General features: G+C 40.9%; 23 protein-coding genes, 1 tRNA gene and 1 pseudogene. 22 read left to right on the top strand and 3 right to left on the bottom strand.

Features of this window, described 5'->3' with window-relative positions; all coding sequences use genetic code 11:
* Positions 1–63: 63 nt before the first annotated feature.
* On the bottom strand, positions 64–843 hold the full coding sequence (locus IM496_RS04275) for a pantothenate kinase (RefSeq protein WP_194015957.1): 780 nt from the start codon (positions 841–843) through the stop codon (positions 64–66).
* Positions 844–1,145: 302 nt separating this feature from the next.
* Between IM496_RS04275 and IM496_RS04270 the strand changes: the two genes are divergently transcribed.
* Both IM496_RS04270 and IM496_RS04265 read left to right on the top strand, forming a co-directional pair.
* On the top strand, positions 1,146–2,423 hold the full coding sequence (locus IM496_RS04270; RefSeq protein ID WP_287661316.1) for a M16 family metallopeptidase: 1,278 nt from the start codon (positions 1,146–1,148) through the stop codon (positions 2,421–2,423).
* 3 nt (positions 2,424–2,426) lie between these two features.
* Positions 2,427–3,686 carry a M16 family metallopeptidase gene (locus tag IM496_RS04265; RefSeq protein WP_194015549.1) on the top strand — a complete coding sequence of 420 codons (1,260 nt, stop codon included), beginning with the start codon at positions 2,427–2,429 and terminating at the stop codon, positions 3,684–3,686.
* 52 nt (positions 3,687–3,738) lie between these two features.
* On the opposite strand, the gene IM496_RS04260 is transcribed toward IM496_RS04265, so the two are convergent.
* Positions 3,739–3,810: transfer RNA gene (locus IM496_RS04260), tRNA-Asn, on the bottom strand.
* A 147-nt stretch (positions 3,811–3,957) separates the two neighbouring features.
* On the opposite strand from IM496_RS04260, the gene IM496_RS04255 reads away from it, so the two are divergent.
* The 4 genes from IM496_RS04255 to IM496_RS04240 all read left to right on the top strand — a co-directional run bounded on the left by IM496_RS04255 (position 3,958) and on the right by IM496_RS04240 (position 7,340).
* A complete protein-coding gene (locus tag IM496_RS04255; protein ID WP_287661314.1) occupies positions 3,958–4,431 on the top strand; it encodes a hypothetical protein in 474 nt (157 codons plus the stop codon).
* A gap of 374 nt (positions 4,432–4,805) precedes the next feature.
* Entirely contained in the window at positions 4,806–5,369 is a 564-nt protein-coding gene (locus tag IM496_RS04250; protein WP_287661312.1) for a PDDEXK family nuclease, read from the top strand.
* A gap of 66 nt (positions 5,370–5,435) precedes the next feature.
* Entirely contained in the window at positions 5,436–6,272 is an 837-nt protein-coding gene (locus tag IM496_RS04245; protein ID WP_002756270.1) for an EcoRI family type II restriction endonuclease, read from the top strand.
* A 39-nt stretch (positions 6,273–6,311) separates the two neighbouring features.
* A complete protein-coding gene (locus IM496_RS04240) occupies positions 6,312–7,340 on the top strand; it encodes an adenine-specific methyltransferase EcoRI family protein (protein WP_287661311.1) in 1,029 nt (342 codons plus the stop codon).
* A 124-nt stretch (positions 7,341–7,464) separates the two neighbouring features.
* Here the strand turns inward: IM496_RS04240 and IM496_RS04235 are convergent, their stop codons facing one another.
* On the bottom strand, positions 7,465–7,590 hold the full coding sequence (locus IM496_RS04235; RefSeq protein WP_265578333.1) for a hypothetical protein: 126 nt from the start codon (positions 7,588–7,590) through the stop codon (positions 7,465–7,467).
* Positions 7,591–7,667: 77 nt separating this feature from the next.
* Between IM496_RS04235 and IM496_RS04230 the strand changes: the two genes are divergently transcribed.
* The 16 genes and pseudogenes from IM496_RS04230 (at position 7,668) to IM496_RS04160 (ending at position 18,131) form a co-directional block, all read left to right on the top strand.
* Positions 7,668–7,886: a hypothetical protein gene (locus IM496_RS04230; protein WP_002757428.1), complete on the top strand. Its 219-nt coding sequence runs from the start codon at positions 7,668–7,670 to the stop codon at positions 7,884–7,886.
* A pseudogene (locus tag IM496_RS04225) lies at positions 7,879–8,163 on the top strand (type II toxin-antitoxin system RelE/ParE family toxin). Before IM496_RS04230 ends, IM496_RS04225 begins: the two are co-directional and overlap by 8 nt.
* Positions 8,164–8,280: 117 nt before the next feature.
* A complete protein-coding gene (locus IM496_RS04220; RefSeq protein ID WP_002757427.1) occupies positions 8,281–8,553 on the top strand; it encodes a BrnT family toxin in 273 nt (90 codons plus the stop codon).
* Positions 8,519–8,740: a hypothetical protein gene (locus tag IM496_RS04215; RefSeq protein ID WP_002801544.1), complete on the top strand. Its 222-nt coding sequence runs from the start codon at positions 8,519–8,521 to the stop codon at positions 8,738–8,740. Before IM496_RS04220 ends, IM496_RS04215 begins: the two co-directional genes overlap by 35 nt.
* 200 nt (positions 8,741–8,940) lie before the next feature.
* A complete protein-coding gene (locus IM496_RS04210; protein WP_002801545.1) occupies positions 8,941–9,174 on the top strand; it encodes a hypothetical protein in 234 nt (77 codons plus the stop codon).
* The gene (locus tag IM496_RS04205; protein WP_002801547.1) at positions 9,171–9,512 is read left to right on the top strand and encodes a type II toxin-antitoxin system PemK/MazF family toxin; all 342 of its coding nucleotides are present in this window, start codon (positions 9,171–9,173) and stop codon (positions 9,510–9,512) included. The genes IM496_RS04210 and IM496_RS04205 overlap by 4 nt, the downstream gene beginning before the upstream one ends.
* Before the next feature lie 356 nt (positions 9,513–9,868).
* Complete coding sequence (locus tag IM496_RS22610; protein WP_502861495.1) at positions 9,869–9,982, top strand: DUF4160 domain-containing protein; 114 nt, start codon at positions 9,869–9,871, stop codon at positions 9,980–9,982.
* 82 nt (positions 9,983–10,064) lie between these two features.
* Entirely contained in the window at positions 10,065–10,310 is a 246-nt protein-coding gene (locus IM496_RS04200) for a DUF2442 domain-containing protein (RefSeq protein WP_287661310.1), read from the top strand.
* Between the two features lie 175 nt (positions 10,311–10,485).
* On the top strand, positions 10,486–10,713 hold the full coding sequence (locus IM496_RS04195; RefSeq protein ID WP_147072020.1) for a type II toxin-antitoxin system HicA family toxin: 228 nt from the start codon (positions 10,486–10,488) through the stop codon (positions 10,711–10,713).
* A 2-nt stretch (positions 10,714–10,715) separates the two neighbouring features.
* Positions 10,716–10,937: a type II toxin-antitoxin system HicB family antitoxin gene (locus IM496_RS04190; protein WP_002795684.1), complete on the top strand. Its 222-nt coding sequence runs from the start codon at positions 10,716–10,718 to the stop codon at positions 10,935–10,937.
* A gap of 102 nt (positions 10,938–11,039) precedes the next feature.
* On the top strand, positions 11,040–11,297 hold the full coding sequence (locus IM496_RS04185) for a DUF4160 domain-containing protein (RefSeq protein ID WP_265578334.1): 258 nt from the start codon (positions 11,040–11,042) through the stop codon (positions 11,295–11,297).
* On the top strand, positions 11,251–11,589 hold the full coding sequence (locus tag IM496_RS04180) for a DUF2442 domain-containing protein (protein WP_194015557.1): 339 nt from the start codon (positions 11,251–11,253) through the stop codon (positions 11,587–11,589). The genes IM496_RS04185 and IM496_RS04180 overlap by 47 nt, the downstream gene beginning before the upstream one ends.
* A 684-nt stretch (positions 11,590–12,273) precedes the next feature.
* Positions 12,274–14,844 carry a DUF3536 domain-containing protein gene (locus IM496_RS04175; protein ID WP_194015559.1) on the top strand — a complete coding sequence of 857 codons (2,571 nt, stop codon included), beginning with the start codon at positions 12,274–12,276 and terminating at the stop codon, positions 14,842–14,844.
* Positions 14,845–14,981: 137 nt separating this feature from the next.
* Positions 14,982–16,229, top strand: coding sequence for a tryptophan synthase subunit beta (gene trpB / locus IM496_RS04170; RefSeq protein ID WP_287661309.1), 1,248 nt, complete (start codon positions 14,982–14,984; stop codon positions 16,227–16,229).
* Positions 16,230–16,334: 105 nt separating this feature from the next.
* On the top strand, positions 16,335–17,324 hold the full coding sequence (locus IM496_RS04165) for a CAP domain-containing protein (protein WP_287661308.1): 990 nt from the start codon (positions 16,335–16,337) through the stop codon (positions 17,322–17,324).
* A gap of 177 nt (positions 17,325–17,501) precedes the next feature.
* Complete coding sequence (locus IM496_RS04160; RefSeq protein ID WP_194015565.1) at positions 17,502–18,131, top strand: ribonuclease D; 630 nt, start codon at positions 17,502–17,504, stop codon at positions 18,129–18,131.
* Positions 18,132–18,323 lie beyond the last annotated feature (192 nt).

The raw sequence follows: 18,323 nt of genomic DNA, 5'->3' as shown, positions 1-18,323 counted from the left end.
TCCTGAATTTTTTGCCTAGTTGTTCAGAAATTTCTCAAGTTGAGAAAACTTTCTCCGACTTTACTAGATAGGTTCGCCTTTGTCAATTAAACAGGAGGAGATTCCCTTAACTGCGGCAATTCCCTCAAAAATTATCGTCTTATCCACTAGGAGCGATTTAATGGCGTTTTCTTGGCAGTAATCCCTAATTAAGTCCCCATCTCCCCCTGTTAAAATTATCCTGCTCTCTGGATATAAATTTAACCATTCCAGACTGAATTTTTCTATTCCCGCCAAAATTGTATAAATTATCCCACTTCTTATCCCTTCTGCTGTTTCTTTTGCCCACATCTTCGGTAATCTTTCCGATAAGGACACCTCTGGTAAGGCTGCCGTCCGTTCCCTTAAACTGGCTAATTGCACCTTTAACCCGGGTAAAATGGCCCCCCCCACTAGCTTTTTATCCCTATCCACTCCCGTAAAAGTTAAAGCTGTTCCCGCATCGATGACTAAACAGGGAAATCCGTATTTTTTCCCCGCACCTAAGACAGCTAAAGCTCGATCGATGCCGAATGTCGTATATAAATCCAGTAAAGGAATATCTTTTAAAGTAATTATCCGTAAATTGCCATAATTTGCCCATAATTCTTTTTGGCTAGGAACCACAGAGGCGACAATCAATGCACAGTTACATTTATTTGTCAAGAGTTTAGGGAAAATTTGTCGCAAAAATTCATTACTTAGGGGTTCGTTCAGGTGAGGAGTATCGAGACAAGCTAACAGGGTTTGACCGCGAAAATACCCCCAATGTAAGCGAGAATTGCCGATCATCAACCCTATCCAGTCAGTATCTTGCTCAGTCATTTAGTTAGTGGGAATTATGAATTGGGGTGTGGGGTGTGGGGTGTGGGGTGTGGGGAGAATAAATAAAATAATCTCCTGACTTGAAAGAGGGTGTGGGGTGTGGGGTGTGGGGTGTGGGGAGAATAAATAAAATAATCTCTTGTCTCGGAGTCTCCTATCTCGTAGTCTCCTGATGGCTTCAAGATAGTTGATATTTGGGGAAATTATCTAGAAATCATGACAAAAGTTTTTTAATGGTTAAACAGACAAGAGAATAAGATAACCTAGGTATAGAATTTAACAAAAAATCTGGTTAACGGACATTGATCAAGTCGATAGCGCAGTGTCAAACGAGTTCTTTTCCCGCTCAGGTATGGCAATTAGATCACGGCTTAACCGTAATTCATCAGTATTTACCCGTGACTCCTGTGGTGGTGGTGGATGTGTGGGTGAAAGCAGGTGCGATCGCTGAACCCGATCCATGGTTAGGTATGGCCCATTTTCTCGAACACATGATCTTTAAGGGGACGAAAAAACTCCCGCCCGGACTCTTTGACTATTTAATCGAAAATTGTGGCGGAATGACCAACGCTGCCACCAGTCACGATTACGCACACTTCTATCTCACCACCAGTGCGGATCAAATTGAACATACCCTACCCCATCTGGCCGAAATTCTCCTCCATGCTGAGATTGACGATGAGGAATTCTATCGGGAAAAAGATGTAGTTTTAGAAGAATTACGGGCCTGTTATGATGATCCCGATTGGATTGCCTACCAAACCCTCTGCGGAAGTATCTATCAAAACCATCCCTACGGACGCTCTATTCTAGGCGATCAACCCTGTTTAGAGCAATTAACCCCCAATCAAATGCGCTGTTTCCATCGCACCTATTATCAACCAGAAAATATGTGTGTGGCGATTATCGGGGGAATTGAACCCCAACCAGCTTTAGAAATTATCCGGCAATCTTTTCGGGAATTTCCCGTCCCCTCGGAATCCCCCCCCCATCTAGTGGCTGCCGAACCCCCCCTGATCGAAATTCGTCGTTCCCAAGTATATTTACCCCACTTAGAACATTGTCGCCTCTTGATGGGATGGACTGGACCGGGAAGCGATCGCCTAGAAGATGCCTTTGGATTAGACTTGCTTTCGGTAATTCTTGCTGGGGGACGCTGTTCGCGGTTAGTGCGACAGCTGCGGGAAGAAGCGCAAATCGTCCTCGATATTAACAGTAATTTTTCCCTGCAACGAGATTCCAGTCTCTTTACCATCGGCGCTTGGCTATCTAGATCACAAACCGCGGCAATTGAAGGCATTATCTGTGAACATCTTCAATCTCTGCACGATGATCCCGTCACCCCCGCAGAATTACACCGCACTCAACAGTTATTAGCTAACGATTATATTTTCTCCACAGAAACCCCGGGCCAATTAGCCGGACTCTATGGATATTATCAAACCCTGAGAGCTGCCGACCTAGCCACGATCTATCCCCAAGTTATCCAAAGTTTGCAACCGTCAGATCTCCAGCGTCTGGCTCGTCAGTATCTCTCCCCGGAGCGATATGCTATTACAATAATGCAACCCTGTGAATAAACGATGTCCGCTTCCCCCATTCACCGCTTAACCTTAGAAAATGGCATCACCCTTTTAGTGGTGGAAAATACGGCCGTGGAGTTAGTTGCAGGGAGGATTTTTCTCAAAAATGCGGGTACTCGGTGGGAAAAAACCGAAAAAGCGGGTTTATTTCGTCTTTTAGCCGTGCTGCTCACCAAAGGTACAGAAAAGTTATCTTCCCTAGAAATTGCCGATCGCATTGAGTCCACGGGGGCCGGTTTAAGCGCCGACACGGGGACCGATTATTTTGTGGTTAGTTTAAAGACTGTTACCAAGGATTTTTTAGATATATTGCGTCTAGCGGCGGAAATTATTCGTTTTCCCAGTTTTCCCCCCCCAGAAATTGAATTAGAGAAAAATCTCACCCGTCAAAGCATTCGCTCTCAATTGGAACAGCCTTTTAATGTAGCTTTTAATCAATTACGCGCCGCTATGTACCCGGATCATCCCTATGGTATGTCTTTATTGGGTACGGAGGCAACGGTTTCTCAATTGCAACGGGAGGATATGCAGGCCTATCATAGTCGCTTTTTCCGTCCCGATAACTTGGTAATTAGTCTTTCTGGCCGTATTACCCTAGAGCAAGCAGTAAAAGCAGTGACGGAAATTTTTGGCAGTTGGTCAATTCCCGATCTTCCTTTATCTAGTTTACCCCCCGCCGCTTTTGATTTTCAGCCCACCTGTTTAACTACCGTCCAAGCTAGTCAACAGGCGATCGTTATGTTAGGATACCCCGGCTCTTCTGTGCAAGAGAATGATTATGCGGTTTTAAAATTATTGAGTACCTATCTGGGGAATGGGTTATCTAGTCGTTTATTCGTGGAATTGCGAGAAAAACGGGGATTAGCCTACGATGTTTCCGCTTTTTATCCCACCCGTCTCGATTCTTCCCAATTTGTCATTTATATGGGAACTGCACCCCAAAACACAGCCATGGCCCTGTCGGGATTGCGTCAGGAAGCAGAAAGGTTATATCAAGTAACTTTGAGCGAGGAGGAGTTACAGTCAGCTAAAAATAAGTTATTGGGTCAATATGCTCTCGGTAAACAAACTAACGCCGAAATCGCTCAATTATACGGTTGGTATGAAAGCTTAGGTTTGGGGATTGAATTTGATCGCACTTTTCTGGATTCTATTAATCAGATTACTGCCGAACAAGCGCGATCGGTAGCCAGTAAATATTTTCAAAATCCTTACATTTCTCTAGTCGGTCCGGAAAATGCGATCGCTGAAATTCTCTAGTCAGAGCAAAAAGCAGCAACAAAAAACTATTGCCGCTGCTATTTTTGATTAACTCCCCGGGTGGGATTCGAACCTACGACCAATCGGTTAACAGCCGACCGCTCTACCACTGAGCTACCGAGGAAGGCTACTCACAATTAATAATTATAATCATAAGTCCCTCAATAATGCAAGTGTTTTCTAGATTTTTTCTCAAAAAAATTTCCGGTGCTGGTAGCGGTGGGCGGAGAATCCACTATTGTGGAGATAAGGACACCATTAAGTCTAGTCTATGCTTGCCCATCACCGCCGTCCCGTTTCCTTCTGTCTGCTCTCGACAGATCTACCCATCCTCTCCTCTTTAGACACTGCCGCTACCCTCTACCAAAAGGATCGCCACCGGTTTCATCTTCTCCTCAATCAACCCCCAGTCGCTCTCGCAGAAATAGAGACACTTAAACCCGAAAATAATCAAAATAAATTAATTTGGCTAGAAATTTCAGCCAATCGGGTAATTATGACCATGCAGGGCCAGGGAAGATTCGCCTATCGTCATTTTTGGGAGCAAGGGGTTTTTGGTGTCAGTCGCTACTGGTTAAATGCCGAAAGTTCTCAACCGGGTTACGCTTTTCGCGTCCGCAACTATACCCGTAGTCTCAAATTAGAGGGGAATAATTTCCCCGAATATTTGCGTCTAGAGTACGAATTATGGTCAGATAACCTGATTTTAGGTCATTATGTCCTTCATTTGCAAGTACACCAATAAATAGGGTTGGCTGCATAGAGCTAAAAACCTTGTGGGATAATAGTTTTAGACTTTTTTGTCCTCAAAAAGTGCCAGCCGGTGGCAAAATTTAGGCACTTTTTCCCCGAAAATTAGGTAATTGTGGGGTGGATTGAAGACTTAGTGCTACACTTCCCGAAAAGTCTATTTTATTTGAGCTTGTTGTTAGGAATCCACTTAAAAGAGGTTGTTTAATCTGGCTAATAAGCTCTTGGGTATGATATGGGGAAAAGTTCGGGCAATTGCGCTAAAATGGGGGAATATGCCGAAAGTTTCCACCTATCGTTACTCTGAGGACTGTTAGACAGAAAGTTTCTGTATAATATGTAGTTGTGTGTCTATGACGAGGTAATGCTATGGCCCTTTTGGCCGAAGAAATAGTTGAAGAATGGCTGAATAGGCAGGGTTACTTCACCATACGTGGTATCCGTCTTGGCGTTAATGAAATTGATTTGGTTGCGGTGAAGTTCAGATCAGGCGAAAGTCCTGTCTGCCGTCATGTAGAGGTCCAGGCGTCGATGAGGCCAGTCAGCTACATCTGCAAGGTTCCCAAAGCTGCGCGAAAGACTGGTCGGGCTGCGAATAGCGCAGCACGTTCGCCCGAGGAGCTCGTGGAAGGTGTCGCCGAGTGGGTTGAGGGGAAATTCCACGCTACCAAAAAGCGCTCCCTTATGGAAATTCTGTGGAGCGGTGAGTGGTCTTCGGAGCTAGTCATAAATAACGTCAAATCTGAGCAGGAAGTAGAGCTAATTGCCGAGCATGGAATAATCATACACCGGCTTCCAGATATTGTTCGCGAGCTTAAAATTAACAAATTCCCCATCAAGAGTGCTGCTGGTTCGGATTTTATAGACCTGTTGCAGATGGGGGCCAACACACAACAAGACGCTCTACCGGACGCTCCTTCGTCGCGCCGGTAAGCTCTGCGTTATACATACATTACCCGTAGCAGAAAGCAGAAAGTTTAAGTAAGGAAAAGATACATTATGTCTAAAAAAAATCAATCGAAAAGATTAACGAATCAACATAAAGAGTCTAAAGGTGTAGCTGGTATATTTGGGGCTGAAGCAAAATCACACGAAACAATAGTTGGAGAAATTTCACATCTTGTTATTGACCAACTTAAAAAGGAGTTTCCTCAATTATCTTTTCAATACAAAAGAAGTATAAAAAAAGAAGAAATAAACGAAGCATTAAAGAAAGTTGACCCAGAATTAGGGCAAACCCTTTTTGTATCAGATTCAAGTATTAGACCTGATGGTGGAATAATAGAAGTAAAAGACGATAACGGTAATTGGAGAATCGTTTTAGTCTCGGAAGCTAAACGTCAAGGAAAAGACATTGAAAATATCAAAAACGGTAAACTGGTAGGTAAGAATAATAATCAAGACTTGATGGCTGCTGGTAATGCAATAGAAAGGTCGCATAAAAACATATCTGAAATCGCTAATTTGATGTTATCTGAATCTCATTTTCCTTATGTCTTATTTCTTGAAGGCTCAAATTTTTTAACAGAAAATATTTCAATTAAAACACCCGATGGAAGGGTTGTAACGCTCGAATATAATTCAGGAACGTTAAATAGATTAGATCGATTAACTTCTGCAAATTATGGAATGCCAATTAATACCAATTTGTGTAAGAATAAGTTTGTCAAACATAAAGATAAAACCATAATGCTTCAAGCAACTTCTATATACACACAAGGGAATGGAGAAAAATGGGATATCAAAAAAATGTTTGATATTATGCTTGAAATTTCTAAAACCTCTCTTCAAGTATTAGGCAGTGAAATATTTAATCAGATAACCAAAAGTAAATAACTAAAAACAAAACATTTATTAAATCAAAAAAGGTTGAACATGGTAAGAAATGCGACAAATAAATTATTGCAAAATGCTAAAAAACTAAAAAGTGACGAGTTTTATACACAACTTTCAGATATAGAAAGTGAGTTGCAACATTATAAAAGTCATTTTGAAAATAAAGTAGTTTATTGCAATTGCGATGACCCCAGAATTAGTAACTTTTTTAAGTATTTTGCTGCAAACTTCAAAAAGTTAGGTCTAAAAAAAATAATAACATCTTGTTATCGAGAACAAGTCAGAGATTTATTTAATACAGAAGAAGATGAAAAGGGTTTTTTCTTTGAATATACAGGTACAGATAGAGAAAAAAATAAACCTATTTCCACTGACATTATTTACTTTAATGGGGATGGAGATTTTCGTAGTCTTGAAAGTATTGAACTATTAAAAAAGTCTGATATTGTTGTTACTAATCCGCCATTTTCATTATTCAGAGAATATGTAGCTCAATTAGTTAAATATGACAAAAAGTTTTTGATAATTGGCAATATTAATGCAATAACCTATAAAGAAATTTTCAAACTAATTAAAGAAAACAAAGCGTGGTTAGGAATAAATCTTGGTAGAGGTATTTCTGGTTTCATTATTCCCGAACAATATGAACTTTATGGAACAGAGGCTCGTATTGACAATTCTGGAAATAGGATAGTTTCTCCAAATAATTGTTTATGGTTAACCAACTTAGACACATCAAAGCGGCAGGAAGATATAGCTCTCACAAAAAGATATTTTGGCAATGAAGCTGAATATCCCAAATATGACAATTATGATGGAATTAATGTCAATAAAACCCAAGACATTCCCTTAGACTTTAAGGGGGTTATGGGTGTACCAATAACATTTTTACATAAATTCAATCCCGACCAATTTGAAATAATTAAATTCAGGAAAGGGAATGATGATAAAGATTTATCAGTAAATGGGAAATGTCCTTATTTTAGAATACTAATCAAGAATAAACGAATACAAACTGAATATATTGATTTAACTGACAAAGAAAAACAATGTATAACTCAGTCCTAGGGTGCGTTCCCTAATGCAAGTCCTGCTACTCCAGCGATCGATTTTTGGGAACGCACCATGCACATTGATGGCAGCTGTCAGTGCGATGCCGAAGAACGTAGTGCGATCGCCGTTATCTTCTTGATTAAACTTTAAAATTGCCATTGCTTGGGATAGGAACACCAAGGGCGATCGCTTTTTGGGGATGAGTGCGATCGCTTTTTGGGGATAAGGAGAGGCGATCTCTCTTTGTGAGTTGGAAAGTTGTCATCGATCCGCAATCGCGGATGTCATTATTGCCCAAGCAGAGTAAAATAGAAGTCTGTATTGAAAAAGGGGAAAGTAACAATGCCGCCAACAATGCAATTTAGTCAAATCTTAGAAATGATTGACTATCTCTCTTTTGATGAACAAGATGACTTGATCAATATTGTTAAACATCGGCAAATCGAAAAAAGACGAGAACAAATTGCTCAAAATATTTCTCAAGCTCGACAAGACTATCAAAATGGTAATGTTTTTCGAGGAGATGTTGATTCCATTATTGCCGAACTAAACAATGATTAACTTGGTTTTTAGCCAATCATTTAAACGCGCTTTCAAAACAAGGATTAAACGACAACCCGACTTAAAATCAAAAATAGAAGCCAAATTGAGACTACTCGCTGACGATCCCTATAATCCAATATTACGCACCCATAAACTAAAGGGGAAATTGTCAGGTGCTTGAGCTTTTTCTGTTGAATATGATTGTCGAATTATTTTCAATTTTGAATCAAACCCTGAAACCCAAGAAGAAGAGATCAACCTAATTGATATTGGAACTCACGATGAGGTTTATTGAATATGATTTTTTATTATGTTAGCAAGGTTTCGGAGTTGGCGATCGCTATTTGATGATGGGAAAGGGCGATCATGTATAATCCAAAATATTATGAACTAGATACAAAATCTCGATAAAATGGAGATAGAATGGGACAATAATAAAGCTGCTGCCAACTTGATCAAGCATAAAATTGATTTTGAAGATGCAAAAAACATTTTTCTAGATCCCAACTGTCTGGAAAGAGAAGATAAACGTGATTATAATGAAACTAGAATTCAAGTAATCGGTATAGTTAATCAAGTAGTTTTATTGGTCGTCTATACCAAAAGAAACGGCAGATACCGCATTATTTCAGCAAGGAGAGCCAATAAAAATGAACGACGACAATATTACCAGAGTCAGACTTGATCCCGAAAATGTTAGTCATGGTAAGACAGATTGGGAAAAAGTTGCAGCAATGACTGAGGAAGAAATTGACAAAGCAGCCGAAGCAGATTCGGACTGTCTCCCCCTATCTCAACAAGAATTAAATGAGTTTCGCCGTACATCAATCACAGATGCCGATCTTGTAGTGCGATCGCTGTCATCTTGTTGATTAAACTTTAAAATTGTCATTGCTTGGGATAGGAACGCCAAGTGCGATCGCTTTTTGGGGATGAGGAGTGCGATGCCGAAGAACGTAGTGCGATCTCTGATCTGGTAGAAACCCAACATTACTTTTTCCCAAATTACCACCTAATATCTGAGTTATAATCAATAATATCCATTCTACACCTTAATCAAATAATTTAACTTATGTCTGCTACAATTCGTGAAGAACTTCACCAACAGATTGACCGATTACCTGATGACATTGTTGAAAAAATTGCCAACTTTACCCGATTAATTTCCCCTGAGCCAAACAACATTTCAGAATATACTAATTGGCAAGATGAAGACTGGCAAAAATTTTCGTTAGAGCAATTTTTCAAAGAAGGAGATGAAATTGAATATTCCCTAGCAGATGCTCAAGAAATTTATCAACCATGAAACCAGGTGATATTGTTCTAATTCGTTTTCCTCAAGCAGACTTGAAATCAGGAAAACTGCGTCCAGCTTTAATTATTGCTATTTCACCAAGTCGCCATCGTGATTTATTACTTGCTTTAATTTCTTCTCGTCTCCATCAAGCTACTCTAGGATTTGATGAAATTATTAATACCTCAGATTCTGACTATATTACTACTGGACTTAAAGTGGCTTCTTTAATTCGACTAGGACGATTAACAAGTGTCGAATCATCTGTAATCAATGCACGTTTAGGAACTATCTCACCAGAAAGACTAATACGGATTAAAAATCTTTTAATCAATTGGCTAAGAAAATAAAATTAGTGCTGTAGGGTGCGTTTCCTAATGCAAGTCCTGCTACAAAGCGATCGCTTTTGGGGAACGCACCATGCACATTGATGGCAGTCGTAGGGTGCGTTTCCTAATGCAAGTCCTGCTACAAAGCGATCACTTTTGGGGAACGCACCATGCACATTGATGGCAGCTGTCAGTGTGATGCCGAAGAACGTAGTGCGATCGCTGTCGTCTTCTTGATTAAACTTTAAAATTGTCATTGCTTGGGATAGGAACGCCAAGGGCGATCGCCGATCTTGTCGTTTAGGTCGAGGTAACAAAACCCAACAAGCTTTGTCATAATATTTTTGTCATAAAGAAAGACTCCTAAAAATAGATTTATGCCAGAAATTACTCGATCAATTTATGGAGAATATAACGCCCTATTTAATCTGGAAACCTTAGAAATCATTGAAGGAGACTTACCTAATAGAGCCACAAAAATGGTTGTATAATGGGCAACAATCTATCAATCAGAATTATTGAAAATGTGGAACACTCAAGAATTTAATAAATTACCACCTTTGAAATAAAACAATGCTTTACCCCAAAATAACATCAGCCGAAATCATTGAAAATTATAATCTACTGGTGCATTTTTATAATCATCAAGCTAGAAAATATAACTGTAAAAATCTACTAGAAAAACCGATGTTTTCTTCCCTTACAAACTATGCTTTCTTTAAAAACTTTCAACTTGATCCATCAGGTAGCGGAATCATTTGGAATGATGAAGTTGATATAAGCGAGTATGAAATTTGGATCAATGGAATTGAACTATGATTGCCGATCTTGTAGTGCGATCGCTGTCATCTTCTTGATTAAACTTTGAAATTGTCATTGCTTGGGATAGGAACGCCAAGGTCGATCGCTTTTTGGGGATGAGGAGGGGAAAATAGCGATCATCTTGGGTTAAAATGGATTTTGGCTCAAGCTCATTGTTGAATGGCATTCACTCGTGTCTAAAAGGGATAAACTACTAGAACTACTGAAGAATAGTCCTAATAACGCAAGATTCAACGATATTTGTAAACTGCTAGAATTAGAAGGGTTTTCCCTTGATCGAATTACAGGCAGCCATCACATTTTTAAAAGAAATGATATTATTTTGGTCATACCTGTTCATAATAAAAAAGTAAAATATATTTATATTCGTCGAGTCCTTGAAATCATCGGAGATAACTAAAGATGAATTATCCAATTATTATTTATCCCTGTGAAGAAGGCGGTTTTGTCGCTGAAATTCCAGCACTATCCGGCTGTTTGGCTCAGGGTGAAACCTTAGAAGAAACCCTACAAGAATTACTGATAGTAAAAGATTTATGGTTAGAAACAGCCCAAAAATATAATCAAAAACTTCCCAACTTAGAAACAGAGATAGCGAAAATCAAAGCATTAAGCACTGTATAGAGGAATTTTTTGGGAATGGCGATCGCTTTTTGATGAAGAGGGGCGATCGCTTACAATAGGGGGCAAACTTTTAGAAAGCAACCTTTATTACGATTCTTACTCATGCCTAATCTATCAAGCTTCTATGGAATCAAAATCACAATGAACTATAATGATCACAATCCGCCTCATATCCATGCCGAGTATCAAGATTATGAAGCGATTATAATGATTCAAACAGGTGAAGTTTGTGGTCAAATGCCCAAAAGAGGATTAAATTTAATATGGGAGTGGCTTGATCTACACCAATTTGAACTATTGGAGAACTGGGAAAATGCGCGTCAAAGAAAACCTCTTAACAGAATCGATCCCCTTCCCTAAAAAGGAGCTATTTCTTCATGTTATCTGTGTGGAATATCTGGATAAGTATCAATTAAAGCTAACCTTTAATAATGGAATAGAAGGGATTGTAGATTTAGAACAAGAATTGTATGGAGAAATCTTTAAACCCTTAAAAGATAAAAGCTTATTTCAAAAAGTATATGTAAATAGTCGGACAATAGAATGGCCAAACGGAGCAGACTTTGCCCCTGAATTTTTATTTGAAATTGCCCTCGACAAGCAACCGGTTAGTATGGTCGGTGATCGTGTAGGGTACGCTAATGAAATGTAACGTACCAAAAAGTTTGAGCCGCATCTAATTGAGTCAACTTCCGAATAGCAGTATCTTTGAAACCGGAAAAACGAGGCGGATATCCTCCTTCAAAACGTAATCGCGTATGCTTGCATCGGAAAGATTGAATCATATTCAAATGTTATTCCGTTTTGCGTAATATGTCAAGCAAGAACATCAACTGATACTAAATCCGTTGAGTATAGGTAACATATTAGGATAGGCAAAAGGCAAGAGGCAAAAGGGGGGCTCTCCCAGCTTTGGTGGGTAAAATGTATTCTAAGATACATTTCTCAAGAGCGAGGGGGTGGAACGAACCACAAAGACACAAAGGACACAAAGATTGATCGATCCTATGTAAGTTAAACTTATCACACAGAACCTAGAAGAGCCAAAGGGGGAATAAATAATCAGTCTTTAATAACCGGATTTATTGCCAGCATATCCCTAACACCCTTAAAAACCGACACCCCACACCCAGGAAAAGCTTTTTCAGCAAACCCTACTTAGGGCTGTGTATAGAGAAGTTGCGAATTGTTAACCCTAGCTTTGCTGGGAACGCAAAATATGATATTGTGACACCAAGTCCGTAAAAAACGGCAAGGTTTTCAGTTTTTTAAAACATCAGGTCGCTACATTCTACAGCTATTTTCCCTCAAAAAAACCGATTTTCTAGGCATTTCTATGACTTATCTTGTTGAAAATCCTTCTACAACCTTTTATTCCTATACCGACACGGGGGTTGATCCCCTGAAAACCGCTCACGGAGTTTATATTACGGTTCACGGACATTTTTACCAACCACCGCGAGAAAATCCCTATCTAGACAGAATTGAACGGCAGCCGAGCGCCCATCCCTTCCACAATTGGAATGAACGCATCCATCACGAGTGTTATCGTGCCAATGCTTTTGCGCGCATTTACAATGACCGGGGGGAAGTGATCAAAATGGTTAATAACTACGAATATCTCAGCTTTAACATTGGGGCCACCCTCATGTCATGGATGCAATCCCATGATCCCGAAGTTTATCAACGCATCTTGGCAGCGGATCAAAAAAGTTGTCAACGCTTAAACGGTCATGGTAACGCCATCGCCCAGGTCTATAATCATATCATTCTGCCCCTAGCCAACAAACAGGACAAATACACCCAAATTCGCTGGGGAAAAGCTGATTTTCAGCACCGTTTCGGCCGCGATCCCGAAGGAATGTGGTTAGCAGAAACAGCCATTGATTTAGCCACAGTGACAGCTTTAATCGATGAAGGGATTAAATTCACCATTTTAGCCCCTTCCCAGGCCCTGCGCTGTCGTCCTTTCCCTAGCGACCATGATCCCCACCCCCAATGGCACGCGGTGGCCGGAGGTCAAATCGATCCCACCCGTCCCTATCGCTGTTACATCCCCGATGGTCGTTATCTGGATATTTTCTTCTACGATGGTCCAATTTCTCGCGATATGGGCTTTAATGATGTCCTAGCCAGTAGTGATTTTCTCGTCGGTCGTCTGGGACAAGCAATTAAAGGGGATCATCGTCCCTCCCAGTTAATCAGCGTCGCTACCGATGGGGAAACCTTCGGCCACCACAAACAGGGGACAGAGAAGTGTCTTAGCTATGCTTTTACGGAATCTTTCCCTAAAAACGGCTGGACAGTCACCAATTTCGCCCATTATCTCAGTATTTGCCCCCCGACTTGGGAAGTGGAATTAAAACCCGTGACCGCGTGGAGTTGCGTCCATGGCGTAAATCGTTGGCAAGATGACTGTGGTTGCGGGGGAGGGGGAAATTACCAGCAAAAATGGCGTAAACCCCTGCGGGAGTCCCTAAATTGGCTCAGAGATGAGTTGATTAAGGTCTATGAGATTCAGGGACAGGAATTTTTCCGCGATCCTTGGCAGACAAGGGATGACTACATTGCAGTTATTTTAGATCGATCCCCAGACGCGATCGAACATTTCCTGGCTTTGCATCAAAGTCGTACCCTGAGTAAAAGCGAGAAAATCGATGCTTTGCGTTTATTAGAAATGCAAAGACAAGCTTTATTGATGTTTACCAGTTGTGGCTGGTTTTTTGAGGAAATTTCTCGACCTGAAGGCACGCAAATTTTGAGATATGCTGGCCGGGCCCTGGAATTAGCCGGAGAAGTGGCTGGAATTCAATTAGAAATGAATTTCCTCAGTCGTCTAGCTTTCGCTCCCAGTAACGTTAGATTATATCAAGATGGGGCCGATGTCTATCGACAATTGGTCACTTCTGCGCGGGTGGATTTGGAACGGGTGGCGGCCCATTACGCTATTAGTTCTCTATTTACCAATTATCCCAGTCATCATCGGATTTATTGTTACAATGCCCGTCAATTAGATTATCAAAAACAAGCGATCGGGTCTTTAACTTTAGCAGTGGGACAGGTAGAATTAACCTCGGAAATTACCCAAGAAAGTGAACATTTTGTTTTTGCTGTTCTACATTTAGGAGGTTGGGATTTTTACTGCTCCATTCAACCTTTTAACAGTCGGTTAATCTATACCAATCTTAAGGATCATCTCTTTGAATCTTTACAACAGGCCAGTGTCTCAACCATGATCGTAGAAATGGGGCGCGGATTGGGAGAAAACTTTTTTGCTTTACCCCATCTTTTTGCCGATGAAAGACACCGTATCATGCAGAAGGTGACAGCCGAAACTAAAAAACGTCTCGATCAATTATACACCCAAGTTTATCGGGATAATTACGGCATTTTAGCGGCTTTCCAACGGGATGAGCTGCCCGTACCTCAAGAGTTACAGGTAGCGGCCGATATTGCCATTTCTCACCGTTGTTTACAGGTGATTAATGCCCTAGAAAAAGATTTTGAGCAGCGGCAAGCGACGGAAAATAATCTCGATCAATTATTTGCTATTGCTAAGGAAGCCAATCATTTACGCTGTCAATTAAATATTCCCGAAGCGCGTCAAACCTTAGAAAGTTTGCTCTGGCAATCTCTTTGGAAATTATTACACGATGGCGATCCTTTAACGGCGGAGGACGATACTCGCTTAATCACCCGTTTAATTGAAGTTAGCCAACAATTAAACCTAGGATTATCCCTCGATCGCTCTCAGGAATTATACTATTATTACTTCCATGATCGTTTAGTTCCTAATTCTTTGCAGTCTAATTCAATAGATGCTGCCTGTCCTTGGCCGATGACTCAATTAAAATGGTTATTACTATTAGGACAGGTGTTAAAAGTTGATGTGAGTATTTGGCTGTAAAATCAGTCAAAGGGTGGGCAATGCTCATCCTTTGATGATTAAGTGGGTTAGGCGATAATTGCCCTCGAACTCAGGTTAACCCAGAGACTAAACCCTTAGATTTATAATGGATCATAAGTCTCTCATCCAAGGTTTACATGACTATCACGCCGATTTATACCGCCTCAGCCAGCACAGCAACCCAGTATCCCGATGCTTTTGGGCGTTTTGGACGCTACGGGGGCAAATACGTCCCGGAAACCCTGATGCCAGCCTTAAGTGAACTAGAAACGGCCTATAATCAGTATAAAGACGACCCCGATTTTCAAGAAGAATTAAATCAACTGCTCAAGGATTACGTCGGCAGACCTAGTCCCTTATATTTTGCCGAACGTCTCACCGCCCATTATGCCAAAGCTGACGGTACTGGGGCGCAAATTTACCTGAAACGGGAAGATTTAAACCATACCGGGGCCCACAAGATTAATAACGCCCTTGGTCAGGTTTTATTAGCCAAACGCATGGGTAAAAAGCGAATTATCGCCGAAACCGGGGCAGGACAGCACGGCGTGGCCACTGCTACGGTTTGCGCTCGTTTTGGTCTAGAATGCGTGATTTATATGGGAATTCACGACATGGAACGCCAAGAACTCAATGTTTTCCGCATGAGACTGCTTGGCGCGACGGTGCAACCCGTGGCCGCCGGGACGGGAACCCTGAAAGATGCCACCTCGGAAGCGATTCGCGACTGGGTAACTAATGTGGAAACCACTCACTACATCCTTGGTTCTGTGGCCGGTCCTCATCCCTATCCGATGATGGTGCGCGATTTTCATGCGATTATTGGTCAAGAAACTCGTCAGCAAAGTCTGGAAAAATGGGGCGGTTCACCGGATATTCTCCTCGCTTGTGTGGGGGGTGGTTCTAATGCTATGGGTTTATTTCATGAGTTTGTTAAAGAAGCTGCCGTGCGTTTAATTGGTGTGGAGGCGGCCGGGGAAAGTATCGCTTCTGGAAAACACGCAGCTACCCTTACCCAAGGTCAACCGGGGGTTCTACATGGGGCCATGAGTTATTTATTACAAGATAACGAAGGTCAAGTTATCGAGGCCCACTCCATTAGTGCCGGTTTAGACTATCCCGGAGTCGGGCCAGAACATAGCTTTTTAAAAGATAGTGGTCGCGCTGAATATTACAGTGTCACTGACCGGGAAGCATTAGAAGCTTTTCAACGAGTTTCCCGTTTAGAAGGGATTATTCCAGCCCTAGAAACTGCCCACGCTTTAGCCTATTTAGAAACTCTTTGCCCGCAAGTAACCGGTAGTCCTCGCATTGTTATTAATTTCTCCGGACGGGGTGATAAAGATGTGCAATCGGTGGCTAAATATCTATCAATGAATGGTTAACAGTGAGCAGTTATCAGTTATCAGTTATCAGTGAGAGGGATAAGCTATGGTGCATCTAAATTTGATATTCGTTTTGACCTATTTCCCGTTCCAGACTAGCTTAATATGAACAGTTCTTTTAAGAAACGTTATCAGTTAGGAATTTTGATGCTTATATCGACAAGTTTAATGGCCTGTAGTGCCTTAAACTATAGCTCTTTTACGGAACTTAGACCATCTTTCTCTCCCTCTCCTTCTCCCTCTCCTTTAGATGCGGCAACTTTACTTGTTTTAGAGAATAAAATTTATCAAGAGGTCAATCGCTATCGTCAATCTCGCAATTTATCTCCCCTACTGTTAAATCGGACAATTTCCCAACAAGCAAGATTACATAGCCAACGTATGGCCTCGGGTTTGGTTCCTTTTAGTCACCAAGATTTTGACAAAAGAGCGCAAACTATTGGTGTTTCAGTTCCCTATGAAGCGGTAGGGGAAAATCTGGCAGTTAATCAAGGTTATGAGGACCCGGTAATGATTGCTGTGGATGGTTGGATTAAAAGTCAAGGTCATCGAGAAAATATCGAGGGAGATTTTGATAGTACCGGGATTGGAGTAGCGACGGATAATCAAGGAAAATTGTACTTTACTCAAATATTTCTAAAACGTCAATCCGCTCCCGTTGCTACTAATACCCTTGGCTATGATCCTATCGGGAATCAATCTTTTTTAATTACCCTTGAAGAAAACACTAATTATCAAGTTAATCGCTACCGAATTTCTCAAAATTTACCGCCCCTACGTCTCGATGCTCGTATTAGTCATGAAGCTCGCTTATTTAGTCAAAAAATGGCCAATAAACAGGCTCCTTTTAGTCATGATGGTTTTGAGGGAAGAGTCAAGGCAGTACAAAGGAAGATTCCTTTAGAAAAAATGGGCGAAAATTTGGCTTTTATGAAGGGATATACTGACCCCGTTAGCGTTGCCGTCAAGGGTTGGATTAATAGCCCCGGTCATCAAAAAAATATGGTTGGTGATTATAATCTCACCGGTATCGGTATCGCTAAAAATAATGCTGGTGAATATTATTTTACACAACTTTTTGTTAAAAAGCGTTGACAAAATGACCATGATGATATTTAAATTTAATTATCAGTTTTTAAAATCAGTTATCAGTTATCAGTTATCAGTTATCAGTTATCAGGGAAATAAAGGCAGTCGTGCGATAGGCAAAAGCATTACAAATTTCCCTCCTGTCTCCTATGTCCTGTCTCCTGTCTCCTATCTTCTAACTATATGAACCTAGATAATTTTCAAGTGTGCGATCGAGATTTAAGCGATGACCTATTATCCCGTTATTTAGGGGTTAATTCGATCGCTGTAGATACAGAAACGATGGGATTAATCCCAGGACGAGATCGACTGTGTTTAATTCAACTCTGTGATCCCAGTGGTTTTGTCACCGCTATTCGCATTTTTAGGGGGCAAACAGAGGCTCCTAATCTCAAAAAGGTCATGGAAGATGAGCGGATAGAAAAAGTCTTTCATTTCGCCCGTTTTGATGTGGCTCAATTGTCCCAAACTTTTGGCATTGCCACGCAACCGATTTTCTGTACCAAAATCGCCAGTAAACTGGCTCGGACTTATACTAGCAGTCACGGGTTAAAAAGTCTCGTGCAGGAATTGGAAGGCATAGAATTAGACAAAACCGCTCAGAGTTCTGATTGGGGAAATGTCGCTAATCTTACTCCAAAACAACTGATTTACGCGGCTAACGATGTGCGCTATTTACTGTCAGTGCGAGATAAACTAATTGTGATGCTGCAAAGGGAAGAAAGATGGGAATTAGCCCAAAAATGCTTTAGTTGTATCCCCATCTTCACCGCTTTAGATTTACAGCAATACAAAGATATATTTGAGCATTAGTCGGCAAAAGTTACGGTCTATTTAATAAGTAAATAGAAGAGAGATTTTGTCTTTGATCCCCCCTTAATAAGCTATCCCTTATAGGGATCTTTCTTAACAATTTTTGCAGTAAGCACTCCAACCCTTATCCTGACTTGATTTCAGTTTTTTCTTTGTCAGTAAGGGTGTCAACAAGGAATATTACAAATTGTT

The organism is Microcystis sp. M049S2 (assembly GCF_020245625.1).
GTDB classification, from domain to species: domain Bacteria; phylum Cyanobacteriota; class Cyanobacteriia; order Cyanobacteriales; family Microcystaceae; genus Microcystis; species Microcystis ichthyoblabe_A.
This window is presented reverse-complemented; position numbering and strand designations above follow the sequence as displayed.